Origin of the sequence: Ferrovibrio sp. (assembly GCF_017994015.1) — a bacterium.
Lineage (GTDB): Bacteria > Pseudomonadota > Alphaproteobacteria > Ferrovibrionales > Ferrovibrionaceae > Ferrovibrio.
On the sequence record NZ_JAGOLP010000036.1, the window covers coordinates 18,712 to 34,194 of the forward strand.

Sequence of the window (15,483 nt, forward strand, 5' to 3'; positions counted from 1 at the left end):
CACCAGCGCGGCGCTATTCAGCCATCGGATTGGCCGGCGGCAGCAGCGCCGCCACATCGCGCAACAGGCCGATCAGGCCGGCAAAGGCTGCCTCGCCGCCAATCTCATGCTTGAAGGCATCCTGCGCGGCCCGCCAGGCGGCCAGGCCGGCGCGCCAGGCCACACGGCCGGCAGGGGTTGCCTGCGGCCGGCGGCGGCGGCGGTCGGCGGCATCGGCCGGCTGCTGCACCAGACCACGCCGCTCCAGCAGCGCCAGATTGCGCGTTACCGTGCTGCGCTCCACATCCAGCAGGCGGGCATAATCCTGCGCCGCGCCGCCCGGCCGCGCCAGCACAAAGCCGAGCAGGCTGAATTGCTGCATCGTCAGGCCGAGACCGGCAACGGCCGCACCGGCCTCCGGCGGCATCGGGATATGCGGCACCACATGCGCTTCATAGAAGCCGGCAATGCGGCGGGCCAGCCGGCGCGATTCAAAACAGGCGCAGAATTCGCGGCCATCCGGCATCGCGGCCGGCATGGCGGTGATGGCAAACAGATCGGAGGGCTTGCGTTCGGATGCGGTCGGCATATTATGTGTATATACACTGATAAGCCCGAAAAGCCAACCCGAGAACAGCGCCATGCCAAACACTGCCGCCGCCGCCGCCGAGCCGAAACCCCGCCGCTTTCCCGCCGATGCGCAGCCGCCGGCCAATGCGCGCTACGGCGTTTTGCCACCGGAAAAGCTGCGCGAGCTGGATGGCATGGAGCTGTTTGGCGGCATCATGCGTGGCGAAATTGCCGGGGCGCCGATTGCCGAGGGCATGAATATGTGGGTGCATGAGGCCGAGCCGGGCCGGGTGGTGTTTGCGGCGCGGCCGCAATTGCGCCACTACAACCCGATCGGCAGCGTGCATGGCGGCTTTTTCGGCACCATGATGGACAGCGCCATGAGCTGCGCGATCCACACCACGCTCAAAAAGGGCATCGGCTACACCACCCTGGAATTCCGCGTGCATCTGATCCGCGCCATCACCGACAAGACCGGGCCGGTTTTCTGCGAAGGCCGGGCAGTGAATGTCGGCCGTCAGGTCGGCACGGCGGAAGGACATCTTTACGATGCCGATGGCAAACTTTATGCCCATGGCACCACCACCTGCCTGATTTTCCCGATGCCGGGCTGAGCGGCCAGCAACAGCCTTGCCGGCCGGCCAGGGCTTGGCTATGGTGCCGCCACGCGGCCCATGGCCCAGGCGGGTGTAGCTCAATGGTAGAGCAGAAGCTTCCCAATCCTCTGCTCTCCAAATCGTACTAGTAGCACCGCTTATACATCAACGCTTTACGGCAGCGCCCGCTATCCACTCAGCCGTCCTATATGCCTCGATATAAGCTCGATACCTGTTCGAGTTGGCAATATCTGGCAACGAAATTGTCGAAAACCGAGGCTGAGGGGTTGAGCCCTCCTACTCTCTATATCTCCAAAAAAATTGGACGAAAAATGTCGTGCACTCTCTCTTGCAATATCTTGGTAAGGCCGCGAATTCATTGACAAAACGGCCGCTGCGTGGAGAATCAGTCGTCAATCACCGCGAATGAAGTCTGCTCTATGCTGATAAATGGCTCCCAACTCCGACAAGCCCGCGAAAATGCAAAGCTCGCACAAGCTCGTCTAGCGGAATTGACTAAAATTCCCCAGCATTTGTTGTCTGGATTTGAGTTAGAGAAGATTGATCTACCGAAAGAACAGATCGACAAGATACTCGAGGTTCTTTCCGATCTGTCGAGACATTCCGATGTCGTACATCGTAAAAAGCGATATCGGACTCACACGTTTGAAAGGCGCCCGCAAGACAGCATGAGGGCCGCTCTTGCCTCGAAGAGCGCAGGTAATGACGATTACCTCAATGAGTTGCGCGGGCTCAGCATAGAAGCAAAGAAAGGCTTTACTGGGGTTAGTCTCTTCGCAGGTTGCGGCGGCCTAAGCCTTGGGTTTAGAAGCGCTGGCTGCGACATCAAAGGGTTTGTTGAAATTGACGATGGATTAGCCCGCATATATTCGGAAAATTTTCCGGGCGTAAAAAAAATCGGAACTGATATAAGCACGATTGGTTCGGAGCAAATCAAAGAGTTTGCAGCGGCCAATCCACCGATTGATGTCATAATCGGTGGCCCTCCGTGCCAAGGATTCAGCCTATCTGGAAAAAGAGACATTCACGACCCGCGCAACTATCTCTTTCAGGAGTATATGCGCTTTATAGACATTCTCCGCCCAAAGGTCGCGATAATTGAGAATGTTCGCCTTCTTACATCAATGAAGTCTAAAACCGGCGGGTTAGTACGCGATGAAATCATTTCCGACTTTGCAACACACGGGTATGAAGCTCAGATATATGAAGTCAATGCTTGCGACTACGGAGTCCCCCAGCACCGCGAAAGAGTATTCTTCGTCGCGGTTCGTTCCGATGTTGGCGCTCACCCATCTTTTCCTAACAAGACCTTCGGAAGCACCAGTGACCTTTTCAGCCAACAAAAACGGATTAGGACGTTCGCTGATGCGTGCTCCGATCTTCCGTACATAGAATCAGGAGAGTCATCGAACGATCCGCTTCACTGCGCGGTCAGTCATCCGGATCACGTGATAGAATGGCTTTGGAACGTCCCTCAAGGCGCAAGCGCGCATGACAATGAGGATCCGACCCTTCGCCCCCCTTCCGGATACAACACCACTTATAAACGACAAGTTTGGGATGAACCTGCCGCGACAGTTCAAACCACCTTTGGCATGATTTCCGGATGTCGCAATGTACACCCGATTGCTACCCGCTCACTTACGATACGAGAGGCATCAAGACTGCAATCCTTCCCAGACAGCTATCGGTTCATCGGAACCCAAGGTGTTATAAGGACAGGAATCGGGAATGCTGTACCGCCCCTGTTAGCCAAAGCGATTGCAGACCACATGCGGACGAGAGTTCTTAATTTTGTAGAAGTACCCAGCTTCTAGATTGAATTGGAGTTGCTCAGGATGTTGGGCTTGCCCTCCTCTTTGCATCTGAACGATTCCAAAGCGTGGTGCAAGATGGGTCACCCCGTCGGGGTCTTTGTAAGATCCCTTGCGAACTGAATATGGCCTCAGGACGAATCCAGCATAATCCGCCGAATGCGCGATGAGTTCATCGATAGTGTATATCGCAACTTCAGTTTGCTCCCAGCTCGGAGCAGACCTAGTTTTATGCAACAGAAAATCGGGCTGAAATGGGTCGTTTAGATATGCTTTCTGCAAAAGAAGGCGCGTGATTTCGCGCTGCTTAGAACTGAGCAAACTCTCCCATTCTTGCCGACCAGCCCCACTGATCTCTTCCCAAAAATATCTTCGGGGATCTGTTTTGCGTCCAATCAGCTTCTGAGGGTCGTCTGAAGGCCGAAAACCCGGATCACCACAAAACTGACGGAGCGCCCTTACAGCTTCATCAGAAACCGCGATTCCATTCTGTATGAGAAGTGATGAGAACCCTCTAGCGGTTGTGAAGTACAACTGGGCATTTGTGGGGGTTCTGTTGTTACACTGCTTCGTCGACAGACCAACAGTTCTTTCGCCCTCCCCCGGAAAGCGTAGTGTGATGATAATATCGCTTTTGCAGCGAGCTATGGGGACGCCATTTACCTCGAGCCACCGCTTTCCCTCTTCTGAAGTAGCAAGGGCTCCAGTGGATAAGGCCAAAGCCGATTGGATTTCCGTATGGCCGTAGGTTGACGCTATGTAGTGCAACACCGTGAAGGCAGGCTCTCCCGTCATGAGGTGGCCATTAGCGGACCCAGGAAAGCGAATTGGATATTTTATGTTGTTAATGAACTCCGTAATCCTGTTCTCAAAAGCATGTCCAGCTTTTCGGCCAAGGACACCTGCTTGAATTTGCAAAGCGTGTGCTTCATCGATCGGTGTTAGCGCCAATTTACCCCCCTTTGGTAATGTTTATTTACCGCCTCGACCAATTGGCGGGATAGATCCCATTTCTAATGTCCACGGGTCAAACTCTGCTTGTCAAATTTATATTGCGAATGACTCGGTAAGGCCCTCTTATCTTTCGCGCCGGCCACGCTCATCTACTGCAACTAGATCGACATGGCTTGCACCGAGTGCCTGAGCCAGTTCGTACAGAGTGATTACCGTCGGATTTCGGCAACCTCTCTCAAGATCACTTATGTACTGCTGACTTAGGCCCGAGCGGTCAGCGACCTGTTCCTGCGTCAGCTTCTTCTCCCGACGCAGACGCGCGAAATTGCGGCCGACTAACTTGCGCATGTCCATGCGCAGTTGAATCGCACTTTACATACTTTAAGTTTATCACCTATAGTATGTATTCTCTTTTTGCCGCCCCCCGGATGCTCCAACTCTCGCCCCACATTTTTGGCCCGCCCTTGCGTAAGCCCTTGCTTCTCTACTGTGCGCTTCTGTTTGGGCTTCATGGCAATCCGGCGTCCGCCGGAGATGAATCCGCGATCCGTAACCGCGATGGCTCAGTCCGGGAGAGGGTCATCAGAAATCCCTATACCGGTGGGTACGACATCCGCGACACCAGAGGCAGGCGAACGGGAACCGTTGACCAGAATCCGGCAATACGTCGCCCCCCATCTGCGGTTCCTCCGCCTCGAAACTCAATTCGACAAAACCAATAGTGGAGCAACCAATGAAATGGGCATCTGCAACCATTTGGTTCGGCATAGCGGTACATACGCTAACAGGAAACGCCCATGCACAGGATAAAGTGAATTTGGAGCGCATCACCTCAATACTCAGGAGCAGGTGTATTCAGCACGAGCAGCAGGCGATCACTGCCTTAGAAAGCCGCGTCCCGACCCGCGACGAGATGGCCAGATGGACTGAGCACTGTAAAAACAAGGCGCAGCTGGACGCGAAAGTATTCGCATCTTCCTCGGCGGCAGATCGTATCCAAATGCTCCGGGATGCCTGCACTGGCGCTCATCCCCTCTTCTTCGCGCTAGTAAAAATGGGAAATCCTACGCCGGAGACCCGAAGGGTGGTCGCCGTTAACATCTATGAAGCCTGCACAAAAGATGTTAACGCCGAATATGAGCAAGCGATGAGCCGCTGATCGTACAAATCCGGTCGGTTTTGTACGATTTGATTTGCAGGTACCTGCAAAGCTGATCAGGTGTGGATGGGTCCTGAGAGGAGGGACCCATGCAAGCTATTGGCTATATCCGGGTAAGCACTGACGAACAGGTTAAGGGCGGGGTCAGCCTTGCCGCTCAAGAGGAGCGCATACGAGCTTATGCCTCGATGGCTGGTCTCAGCCTGATTTCCGTGATCCGGGAAGAGGGGGTAAGCGCATCCCTGCCCCTATCCCAGCGCCCGGGCGGAAAAGAACTCCTCGGGCTCCTAAATGAGCACTCGGGCCGTCACGTCATAGCCCTTAAGCTGGACCGCCTCTTCCGGGACGCCGAGGACGCCTTGCGCCAGACCCGTCTATGGGACCGGGCCGGTATCGCCCTCCACATGGTGGACATGGGTGGCACAACCGTAAACACAGCATCCGCTATGGGTCGGCTGTTCCTTACCATGACAGCAGCCTTTGCCGAACTTGAGCGCAACCTGATATCCGAACGGACCTCGGCAGCCCTCGCCCATAAGAAACGCTGCCTGCGTACCTATAGCCCAACGCCCTATGGATACACGCGGCAAGGCGATCAGCTAGTCTCCCTAGACACAGAGCAATCGATCATCGCCGAGATTAAGCAGCATAGAGCGGCGGGCCGTTCCCTTCGAGCGATTGCCCAACATCTAAACCTGAGCCAGGTGCCGACAAAGGCCGGTGGCAAATGGCACGCATCCACTGTGAAGTATATTTTGGGCAACGCCCTCTACAGAACCGAAACCTCTATACACTGTGCATAGTTCGCTATCAAAATCTGCAATAGCAGGCCCCGCGAATCACCTATCAAAACCCCATGTCATGACAAAATCTGCAATAGCTGCTCAGATACGGCCTGCAGAATTGAACGGTTACCCTCCAGTCGTATCCACATGCAGGCACTTGCAAACCCCATCAGTCTGCCAGACGACATTGCAGGTACCTGCAAAACAATCGCTTGCGACAGGGACCGCATGTCTCAATGGCGCAAGGTGGTCGTCAGGGAAATCAAGGCTACCGAAATAACTTTGCAGGACGCCATTAGGTACTTGGTAGGCATGACAGCCTGTGAACAGTGGATGTTGGCACCGCAAAGGGAGGCTCTGAGGGCGGAAATAAAAAGGGATATTCGTACCTTCCGGCGGCGCGGTCGCCATCCTCAACAGAGAACGTATCGGGCGACTGACATCGATGGCAGCACCTTAGGTATCGCGCGCTCCGGCATTCCAGACCGCCTCGCGGCTTCGCTACGTCAAAGCACTATCCTTGGCGTGCGCAACCGGATTGCTCTGGGCTTTTTGCTTTCCAGTGGCGCTGACGGTTACGACAAGGGCATAGCGCGACGGCTGACCCCGATGCTCTTCCAGTCAGATACTGAGTTGTGGATTGGGCGCAATGACATTTTATATAGCGACCCGACGTTCACTCAAGCTGTCGCGAGGTTTGACGATGCAATTCGCAAATCAGTTGGACGCCTAATCGGGAAGGAGAGCTTGGAGACGCTTCGCCCCGCGTGCCTCCGTCTATTCCATCAAGTACCGCTTTCTTAGCGTCTCAGTCGCGTCCAGAAACTCATTCGACAAATTAGTTGCGAGTAACCAATCTCCGGACCGTTCGATATGCGGGCGACCGGCTATGGTCAATCTAATACGCGCGAGTCCTTCGACCGTCCCGGCCCTCAATCGGCGCAAGCGCTTCGGCACTGTCTATCAGGGATAGGAGAAGGAAATGCCACTACGGAATACACTCAATATTATATCACCATCAGAATTATATCCTGATGCCATCAGCGTAAGACTGCAGTATGCAGTTTCATTCCGAACAACACGCGATGAATTATCTCTTCTTTTGCATGACTATGGATTTCGACGCACGCGCGGGATTCGCGGCTTAGCGATACGCTTGCCCGTATTGGGACAAGAGATTCACGTTGCTCTTTCTAGAGCAAACCCTTTCAGCCCCATCTCGGTATCGCTACGACTGAACTCCCTCAAAAAACTCCACGCTGAATCAAGCCGCCCCCAAGTTGAGGCCGCTTATGACAACTCAACAAATTGGCTCCACCATCTAGAGCCCAATCCCGGCTTGCGGCTTGTCTGCCAGAGTGCATCTGAGATGCTTCAGGCCGCCAATCTGAGAGTTCTGGATATCCTTCGATCACTATCTCAGTCCTTAGGTGGAGACTTACACCCACCTCAACTCTTACGCGCCAAGATTGACGAAGCCGAAGTGGCTGTGGATTTTGTTCCCCCTGATCTCGAAGCATCATTCGATGCACTCTCAACCGCCATTACAAGAAACTTCGACCACGCACTGTCTCTAAAATATGGGAGCACAGCTTCTTCATATGCCGGCAGTTCTTCCAAGACGACTTTTGTTCACGCCTATCGTCGCGCAGGAGAGAGGTACAAAGTCTACTTGAAGACCAATCGCCGTATTCGCCTGGAATCACACCTCACAAATCAAGCACTCAAAAATGCCGGTTTAAGACGGCATGTACTTAACCTCGATCTATACGAGACGTACCTTCCAATCGCGCAGTATGTGGCCGACCACTTCAATTACATTTTGGACGAAGCAACAGCTACAGACCTGTCCTACGCTTCACCTATCGAGTTTTTATCTGCTGTCGGGATGCGCTTTCGATCCAGAGAAGCGTTTCAGAATGTCGTCAGCACGCTCGTCCGATCAGGCCATCTTCACACCTCAATCAATCGGGCTGCGGTCGAGAAGCTGGTCGAAGATGGGATACTGACTAGGGGTTCTGTCAGAGGTATTCGGCCCTTGGCGCGCCGCTACCACATGGCGAGGGAAACACTGAGGGAGGCTCAACGAGATTTTTTCAACGAATCCGAGCGGGAGCACCGGCAATGAAAAAGCCTACACCCTCTCCTATCTGGAAGCGCCTCAGGCAAGTTTCGGCCCAGTTCGACAAGAAGATTTGGCTCGAACGAACCTCAGAGGAGGTTCTGACTGTTCACGGAGTCGCCAAACTTCTCTTCGCCACTACACAGGCCGTCAGATTGATCCCGGCGAACCAGCTTCCGAGGTACCGAAGGGCGGGCCGTTACGTCCTGTATCTAAAGGCAGACGTATTGTCGTACATCCGCGCAGGGCAGGTCAGGCGTGGCAACGCTGAACATATGATTAGGGAAATCACGGACAGGAACATAAAATCTAAACCGGATAGCGGGCGTCGGCCGAAACGAAAAAGGAGGTAATGATATGGCTAACGCACGTAAGTTCGGCCCTCTCACCGTTCGGGAGGCGGTCATTAAGGGTAAGCCAACAGGGAAGTGGTTCTTGGATATCCCCTCCAGCCTAACCAGCACGGGCAAGCGCAAGCGAGTGCTCTATAGCAGCTTCCGAGAAGCGGAAACTGTTGCCCGGACATTTGTACGAGAGACAAGGATGCAGCGCCTTGGTTTCGCCGAGAAGGTCAAGCGGAGCAGTCTCACGTTCGGAGATGCCACCGACCATTGGGTTGCGTCTCGGGAACTGGATGCAGGTGCCTGCAAATTGCGGGAATCGAGCGTCAGGACGATTGGTATTCGGGTTAAGCCTCTCAAAGCGTATTTCGGCAGCTATTCGATCTCGGATATCGGCTCTGATGATATCAGCCGATATCAGCGGTCTAGGCTGGAGATCGGTCGAAAGCCAAGCACGGTGAATGGCGAGACTCGAATATTGAGGCAGATATTGGGATGGCTCAAAGAAGAGGGGCATCTAGAAATCATGCCTAGGTGCAGGGCAGTGAATGAGGAGTACATACGCCCCGCCATACCGTCGATGGAGAAAGTTGCCGAACTTATAGGCCACCTCTCTCCGACGAACCGCGCCCTTGTTCGGCTATTGGCTGAAACTGGGATGCGGCCCGGTGAAGCCTTGAATCTCCCTTGGGAGCACGTAGAAGTCAGCGAGAAGCGCATTTGGGTCGGCCCCTATCGGGGGTGGGCACCAAAGACAAAAGCGTCCTACCGCTACGTTGTTCTTCGTGAAGGGCTGCTGGCGGACATTCTGGCTCTACCCCGAACCGGCACCTACGTTTTCGCCGGTAAGAACCCGAAGAAGCCGCTCCAGAATGTCCGGACGGCTTTGAAAACGGCGGCTAAAGCCGTAGGCATTCGCCGCCCCTCGCTCAAGCTGTTCCGCAAAGCCTTTGCCACGTGGCAGGCTGAGAACGGCCTCCACCCAGCCTTGCTCCAGCAGCTCATGGGGCACGCGCAGGGATCCAAGGTCACGGACCAGCATTACATCTTCGCCAGCGAGGCGGCCAAACAAGCGGCCACCCTAAGTCTCCCCCTCCCAGAACGGGGGGTGGCGTAGCGTAGTGGCAATATCTGGCAACGGTCCCACCGGGGTATTGCTCAGAACACCCAAAATTCCCTATAACTCGGGGGGGTTGCGGGTGTAGCTCAATGGTAGAGCAGAAGCTTCCCAAGCTTACGACGGGGGTTCGATTCCCCTCACCCGCTCCAATGAAATCAGATATTTAGGCGCTGTTTTTGTTAACGGAGTTTTCCGTACGGAATTTATACGGAAAATGCAGCGCTAAACTTTTGGCCCGCCTCCTGGATGTCGGACTTAGGTTCCACGAAGCACCGCCAATATGGGCTCTGTACTTATGCTCTTTGCAGACCCATTCCTTCGCCGGCTGCGTTTTGTAGCGGTATTGAGCGAACTTCAATACTAAATGGACGGCGGCTTGCCCAAACTACTGCCGCGCCAAGTTGTCCTGAGCAGCCTTACCGGCATAGGTTGCCGTGAAGATCGTCTCAGAAAGCCATTTCTTGAACGACGGATTGTCACTGAACTGTTTGAACAACTCAGTATGGTCCGACAGCAGCTCGATGACTGCCCGCTCCAGCGCCTTGTCGTGCTCGATACGAGCGTTTTGTTTATCTGAGTTCTTCATCGCGTTCTGGTAGGCCTTGTCGGCCGCTACCTTAGTCGGCAATTCCTCCGCGATCACTTTTCCAATCTTATCAGCGTCCTTCCAGTCGATGTTGCCGAACATCTCGTTGAACGTCTTCAGGATGTTGCTCAGCAGGTCGAGCTCCGGCTCCGGCTTTCGGCCGCCGCCGCTGGTGGGGACGGGGCCGATTTCTGCATTGGCATCGGGCAACGCGATCGACATAGTCGCCTGCGCCTCGACCCGGTAGCTGTCCATGTCGATGGATTCGAGAATGCCCTTCGAGAGGTCTTGCTCTTCTGGTGCCGGCAATTTCGGTGTGAGGAAGTTCAGGAAGATGGAAAGCTTCTCCCACGCCGCGTTCGTATAGGGCAGGATCGCGGCGAGGAACCCATAGGTGCGCGTAAACGCTTTTGCCTTGCCCTTGACGTCGACCTGTCCGTCTTCATCAAGGTCGGCCTTGTAGACAGCGACGCACGCATCGAGGATCGGGTCAAGTTTGTCCCGGTCTGCGCCGCCGAGATACAGCGCCACGAGGTCTTCAACCTGCTCCCAGGAATAGACCTGATAGCCATCGAGCCGCGCTTTCAGGTCGTGCAACTTGTTCGGGTCAGTCTCCTCGCTCAGGATCGTTGTGCGGTAATAATCCTCGAACGACGCCTTGATCCCATCCACGTCGTTCATGAAGTCCAGCACGAAGGTGTCGTGTTTCTGCGGATGTGCCCGGTTCAGGCGCGACAGCGTCTGCACGGCCTTGATGCCGGAAAGCGTCTTATCCACGTACATCGTGTGCAGCAGCGGTTCGTCGTAGCCGGTCTGGAACTTGTCGGCGACGATGAGGAACCGGTACGGATCCTTCTGGATCAACTCTTCGATCTTGTTGCTCGGAAAGCCGTTGAGCGACGCCTCGGTAACCTTCTGTCCGCCATATTCATGCTCGCCCGAGAAGGCGACGATGGCCTGATAAGGGCTCTTGCGCTCCTTCAGATATTCCCCAAAGGCGTGAAAATACTGGATGGCGCGGTGAATCCCGCTGGTCACCACCATGGCGCGCGCCGCGCCGCCGATCTTGCGGTGGGCCATCACCTGGTCGTGGAAATGGTCGACCATGATCTCCGCCTTCTTGCGGATGGCATGGTCGTGGGATTCGACATAGCGGCGGAGCTTCTTCTGCGCCCGCTTGGTATCGAACTGCGGGTCGTCCTCCACCGTCTTCATGAGCCGGTAGTAGCTCTCGACGGGCGTGTAGTGCTTCAGAACGTCGAGGATGAAGCCTTCCTCGATGGCCTGCTTCATCGAGTAATTATGGAACGGGACGTGCCTGATCTTCCCGCCCTCGGGGACCGCCGTGCCGAAAATCTCCAGCGTCTTGTTCTTGGGTGTGGCGGTGAAGGCGAAATAGCTCGCGTTCGGCAGGACCTTCCGCGCCTCCATCAGCCGGTTGATCGTGTCCTCGACAGATTCCTCTTCCTCCTCGCCGCCGTTCGCGGCGAGTGCGATGTTCATTTTTGCGGACGTCCGCCCGCCTTGGCTGGAATGCGCCTCGTCAATGATGATGGCGAAGGTTCGCCCGCGATGCCCATCCCCGATCTCGTCCAGGATGAACGGGAACTTTTGTACCGTGGTGATGATGATCTTCTTGCCCTGCTGCAGGAAAGTCCGCAGCTGCTGCGACCCTTCGGTCACCGCTCCGACAATGGAGGATACCTGCGCGAACTGCTTGATGGTGTCGCGGATCTGTTTGTCGAGATTGCGCCTGTCTGTGACCACGATGACGGTGTCGAAGGTCGGCTTGCCACCGCTCTCCAGCCCAATCAGCTGGTGGCCGAGCCAGGCAATCGAGTTGCTCTTGCCCGAACCCGCCGAGTGCTGGATGAGGTACCGCCGTCCGGCGCCCGAGGCCTCTGCATCCGCCAGCAACTTTCGGACCACATCGAGCTGGTGAAAGCGCGGGAAGACCTGCTTCGGCGGCTTCTTCTTGCCCCGTTCGTCCGTTTCCTCGACCACCTGCGCATAGTTTTCCAGGATATCGGTTAGGTTCCGCTTGGCAAGAATCTGCTTCCACAGATAGTCGCTCTTCAGCCCATGGGGGTTGGGTGGGTTTCCTGCGCCATCGTTCCAGCCCTTGTTGAACGGCAGGAACCAGGATGCCTTGCCCTTCAGATGGCTGCACATCCGCACCTCGTGGTCATCCACGGCGAAGTGGACGACGCAGCGGCCGAACTGGAACATCAGCTCCTTGGGATCGCGGTCGCGTTTGTACTGCTCGATCGCGTCCTCGACCGTCTGCTTGGTCAGGCTGTTCTTCAACTCGAAGGTGGCGACGGGCAGGCCGTTGATGAACAGCGCAGCGTCGAGCGAAAGCTTGGTCGCATCCTTGGAATAGTGCAGCTGCCGGGTGACGCTGAACACGTTGGCGGCGAACAGCTCTTCGGCTTTGGCGTTGCCGGGGGTCGGCGTGCCAAAGAACAGCTCGACCGATCCAGGGCCGTGCTTCACGCCGTTCCGCAGCACGTCGATGACGCCGCGCTTGGCGATCTCGCCTTGCAGCCGATGAAGGAATTGCAGCCGCTTCGGTCCATCTTCAGCGATACCGAGGGATTCGATAGCATCCGGCTGTGTGGCGTTCAGAAAGTCGAACAGCTTGGCCAGGTCGATGGCGTGGTCCCGGTCGAAATCCTTCGAGGCGCCAGCGACGTAACCCGCCTCGTCGATCAGCGAGCGGACGATGAGGGTTTCGAGGCCCTTTTCGCTGGTGTCGGTGTGCTGGCGCATTTCTCGGCCTCCTTGAAACGAGGGGCCGGCATCGACCCGAATTAGGCCCGCTTCGCTCAGGAACGCCTCGAGCATTGGATCTTTGGCCTCGAAACCAGCAACCAAGCGTCGCGCCGCGTCAGCCGGCATTTCCAAACGAACTCGAGAGCTGTTGGCTCGGGTTACGGATGAAATCGCAATTTGGCCGAATGGAATTCCGACATAGGCAGCTACCATTGAGACCAGGCGCTGCCGCTCCTTGTCGTTCATCTCATCTGGATCACGCGCCACGATCAGATCGACCAGCATTTTCTGCTCTGCCGTCATCGGCGGCGGATCACCGCGCGCAATGATGCACGGTGATTTCTTGTATCGTTGGAGGTAGCTCGCGCCCCATTTCTCGTTGTCCGCGCGCTCGTGACAGTTGGCGCACAGCGCAATGAGGTTTTCGAGTGAATGGTCTTGCGACTTGCTCCATGGAATGACGTGCGCGTACTCAAGCGGCAGCGACGTGCAGCAGACAGCGCAATGATGACGAGCCTCGAAAAGCACATCGCGCTTTATTTCGATGGGGATTGAGGGCCTACTCGTCGGCATCGGCCCCCTCCATCGCATCGTTGTCGTCGGCTTCCAGCTCGTCATCGAGCTGGTCATCAGCGTCGGCGGCCAACGCGTCCGCTAGTGAGGCGATCTCGATGTTCCGTACGTCGAGCTTGCCAGTGACGACATCAGCGATCAGTCGATCGCGGTACTCGAAAAGGACCTGCAGCTCTAAACGCAACTTCTTGCGGATAGCTGCTTCCAGCTCGATGAGTTGCCGAATCTCCTTCTGAACAGCCATGGGAGGAACGGGAATTTTCTCTTTCTTGAGCGTCCTCATGTTCAAGGGCCGATTGCGACCCGCTGCTCCGCGCGAATGCACATCTAAAAGCAAGCCGCCATAGTCCGAGCGAAAGAAGGCCAGCAAATATGCGGTATCGACTTGGTTTTCGCGTCCTCTGAGGATTGGATAGCGATGTGACGCTATGCAACCTTCCGCATCAGCATCCGCAAGTGCCACCGCTCCTTCCCACGCGAACTGGCCGCTGAGAATTAGGTCCCCCGGCTCAATCCAGAAAAAGTCGGAATCCCCCAATTCAGAAGCTAAGGTTTCGGGCTTCTTGAAGTACCCGCGGCCTCGATTATAAAGGCCTATCGGAGTGAAACTCTCCGCTTCGGTGCGCTCAATCGGTCGATTAATTAACTGCGCAACAACTTCAATTCGCGCCTCATGGGCCGCTGCTGAATTAAGAGCCTCTTGGGTAGCCAGCTTCAGCCGTTCGGCGGCAAGCTCGGCAAAGCGCCGTTTATTGCGGGCAAGGCGGCGGACGCGAAGATCATAGGTCCGGATGAACTGCACGATTTTGCGCTGCTCTTCCTCGGGTGGCTGTGGAACGTGAATTGCCCCAAAACGATCGGAGTAAAGACGCAGGAACCCAGATGTGCCGGTTCCAAGTCCCTTTGACTCCTGACGGAATTTCGCGCGGTAGATGGCTGTCTTGAAAAGGTCGACGAAGTAGTCAGCCTCCATCAGCCGGAGAGGCTGAAATACCGCATAGTCTGGACTGACCAAACCGTCCTCGCGCGCAACCGCGAACATGCCGTTCGACGCCTGCATGCGGTTCAGCACCATCTGCCCGGTGCGGACGCGCTTGTATCCCCGGAGCTCCTCCGGCGTGACAGGCCTAGTGGAAACTTTCGCGTGAGGGATGAGACCATGAGCCTGTCGCATAGACAGCAGGGTTTCCGTCCCCGTGTCGGTCCGGTCGTCGATCTCGCGAAACAGATATTTGCTTCTGAGCACGTCCCACCGGGTTGGCAGATCGCCAAGCCAGTCGTGCACTGCGGGATGATAGTCTGAGAGATGCTTCGGCGACTCGACGTCTCTGGCGAGAGTTGGGCGCGACGGGACAGAGGCAGGCTTGGCGTTTGAAATCATTGGCTGCTCAAATAGGGATGGCTGGGGACCGCTTGGCGGCGGCGGGGCTGCATCGGCTTGGGACGATCGCTGAGGAGGCCAGCCCAGGATTTCGGCATTGGGCGCGGCCTGGACCGCCTCGATGGGCTGACCGAACAGCAGGAACTCGGATATCGCCAGCGGCTCGATGAAGCGCAGACCCTCCGCCTCGTCGCCCTTCAGCTGCTCGCGCAACTCCATCAGCAGCCGCCCGAGCACGTTCATGCCGACGAGTGTGCCGTCATCGGCAACCTTCGCGCCCCAGAAATCGTCCTTCCTGGATTGCTCGACGATGGGGCGGTGCCCGGTGGCCAGGAGCAGCCTGCCGAACTCACGCCAGTTCTGCGCCAGCTTCACACGCAGACACCACCGCATGATCTTGACCCGCACAAAGTCCCAGTCATGCCGGGAGACCCGCCGATATGGCTTGCTGCGCATTTTCGCCGTCATCGGGCTGTTCTCACCGATGATGAGCTGCTGCACCTCCGGCATGTGTGGGAAGCGGCATGCCTGATAGAGGGCTTCCGATGTGCGGATGCGAACGCCGTTCACCCGTAGTGGAAAGCCCGGTGCCATGTTCGACAGACCACCAAACCGCTCGTTCGTCTTCAGGAAGACGACGCTGGCGGAGGGGTCATATGTGCGAACCTGGCTAGCCTGGGACATCAGAATACGTCCTTCGCCAGCAT

12 protein-coding genes and 1 tRNA gene are annotated in these 15,483 nt (G+C 56.3%); 8 read left to right on the forward strand and 5 right to left on the reverse strand.

The window, feature by feature from the left end; all coding sequences use genetic code 11:
- Positions 1-13 precede the first annotated feature (13 nt).
- Positions 14-568, reverse strand: coding sequence for a MarR family transcriptional regulator (locus KBB36_RS15120; RefSeq protein WP_290982582.1), 555 nt, complete (start codon positions 566-568; stop codon positions 14-16).
- Positions 569-620: 52 nt separating this feature from the next.
- Between KBB36_RS15120 and KBB36_RS15125 the strand changes: the two genes are divergently transcribed.
- Both KBB36_RS15125 and dcm read left to right on the forward strand, forming a co-directional pair.
- Positions 621-1,163 carry a PaaI family thioesterase gene (locus tag KBB36_RS15125; RefSeq protein ID WP_290982585.1) on the forward strand — a complete coding sequence of 181 codons (543 nt, stop codon included), beginning with the start codon at positions 621-623 and terminating at the stop codon, positions 1,161-1,163.
- Positions 1,164-1,585: 422 nt separating this feature from the next.
- The gene (gene dcm, locus KBB36_RS15130; protein ID WP_290982588.1) at positions 1,586-2,983 is read left to right on the forward strand and encodes a DNA (cytosine-5-)-methyltransferase; all 1,398 of its coding nucleotides are present in this window, start codon (positions 1,586-1,588) and stop codon (positions 2,981-2,983) included.
- On the opposite strand, the gene KBB36_RS15135 is transcribed toward dcm, so the two are convergent.
- Complete coding sequence (locus tag KBB36_RS15135; RefSeq protein WP_290982590.1) at positions 2,915-3,931, reverse strand: hypothetical protein; 1,017 nt, start codon at positions 3,929-3,931, stop codon at positions 2,915-2,917. The two genes, dcm and KBB36_RS15135, sit on opposite strands and share 69 nt — an antisense overlap.
- 126 nt (positions 3,932-4,057) lie before the next feature.
- Positions 4,058-4,288: a helix-turn-helix transcriptional regulator gene (locus tag KBB36_RS15140; RefSeq protein WP_290982593.1), complete on the reverse strand. Its 231-nt coding sequence runs from the start codon at positions 4,286-4,288 to the stop codon at positions 4,058-4,060.
- A 379-nt stretch (positions 4,289-4,667) separates the two neighbouring features.
- Between KBB36_RS15140 and KBB36_RS15145 the strand changes: the two genes are divergently transcribed.
- The 6 genes from KBB36_RS15145 (at position 4,668) to KBB36_RS15170 (ending at position 9,610) form a co-directional block, all read left to right on the forward strand.
- Positions 4,668-5,093 carry a hypothetical protein gene (locus tag KBB36_RS15145; RefSeq protein WP_290982596.1) on the forward strand — a complete coding sequence of 142 codons (426 nt, stop codon included), beginning with the start codon at positions 4,668-4,670 and terminating at the stop codon, positions 5,091-5,093.
- Positions 5,094-5,182: 89 nt separating this feature from the next.
- Entirely contained in the window at positions 5,183-5,896 is a 714-nt protein-coding gene (locus tag KBB36_RS15150; RefSeq protein ID WP_290982599.1) for a recombinase family protein, read from the forward strand.
- Between the two features lie 129 nt (positions 5,897-6,025).
- Entirely contained in the window at positions 6,026-6,682 is a 657-nt protein-coding gene (locus tag KBB36_RS15155) for a hypothetical protein (protein WP_290982602.1), read from the forward strand.
- Between the two features lie 178 nt (positions 6,683-6,860).
- Entirely contained in the window at positions 6,861-8,006 is a 1,146-nt protein-coding gene (locus KBB36_RS15160) for a hypothetical protein (protein ID WP_290982605.1), read from the forward strand.
- A 351-nt stretch (positions 8,007-8,357) separates the two neighbouring features.
- Positions 8,358-9,458 (forward strand): tyrosine-type recombinase/integrase, encoded by a 1,101-nt coding sequence (locus KBB36_RS15165; protein WP_290982608.1) that lies wholly within the window; start codon positions 8,358-8,360, stop codon positions 9,456-9,458.
- Positions 9,459-9,536: 78 nt separating this feature from the next.
- Positions 9,537-9,610, forward strand: a tRNA-Gly gene (locus KBB36_RS15170).
- 236 nt (positions 9,611-9,846) lie between these two features.
- On the opposite strand, the gene KBB36_RS15175 is transcribed toward KBB36_RS15170, so the two are convergent.
- Together KBB36_RS15175 and KBB36_RS15180 are read right to left on the reverse strand one after the other, a co-directional pair.
- The gene (locus KBB36_RS15175; protein WP_290982611.1) at positions 9,847-13,395 is read right to left on the reverse strand and encodes a type I restriction endonuclease; all 3,549 of its coding nucleotides are present in this window, start codon (positions 13,393-13,395) and stop codon (positions 9,847-9,849) included.
- The coding region (locus tag KBB36_RS15180; protein WP_290982614.1) for an NADAR domain-containing protein at positions 13,382-15,483 on the reverse strand (2,102 nt) is incomplete at its 5' end. The genes KBB36_RS15175 and KBB36_RS15180, both read right to left, overlap by 14 nt.

Coding starts and splice junctions, on each gene's coding strand:
- dcm (WP_290982588.1), top strand. CDS start 1,586: ATGCTGATAAATGGCTCCCAACTCCGACAAGCCCGCGAAAATGCAAAG.
- KBB36_RS15145 (WP_290982596.1), top strand. CDS start 4,668: ATGAAATGGGCATCTGCAACCATTTGGTTCGGCATAGCGGTACATACG.
- KBB36_RS15175 (WP_290982611.1), bottom strand. CDS start 13,395: ATGCCGACGAGTAGGCCCTCAATCCCCATCGAAATAAAGCGCGATGTG.
- KBB36_RS15160 (WP_290982605.1), top strand. CDS start 6,861: ATGCCACTACGGAATACACTCAATATTATATCACCATCAGAATTATAT.
- KBB36_RS15125 (WP_290982585.1), top strand. CDS start 621: ATGCCAAACACTGCCGCCGCCGCCGCCGAGCCGAAACCCCGCCGCTTT.
- KBB36_RS15165 (WP_290982608.1), top strand. CDS start 8,358: ATGGCTAACGCACGTAAGTTCGGCCCTCTCACCGTTCGGGAGGCGGTC.
- KBB36_RS15150 (WP_290982599.1), top strand. CDS start 5,183: ATGCAAGCTATTGGCTATATCCGGGTAAGCACTGACGAACAGGTTAAG.
- KBB36_RS15140 (WP_290982593.1), bottom strand. CDS start 4,288: ATGGACATGCGCAAGTTAGTCGGCCGCAATTTCGCGCGTCTGCGTCGG.
- KBB36_RS15155 (WP_290982602.1), top strand. CDS start 6,026: ATGCAGGCACTTGCAAACCCCATCAGTCTGCCAGACGACATTGCAGGT.
- KBB36_RS15120 (WP_290982582.1), bottom strand. CDS start 568: ATGCCGACCGCATCCGAACGCAAGCCCTCCGATCTGTTTGCCATCACC.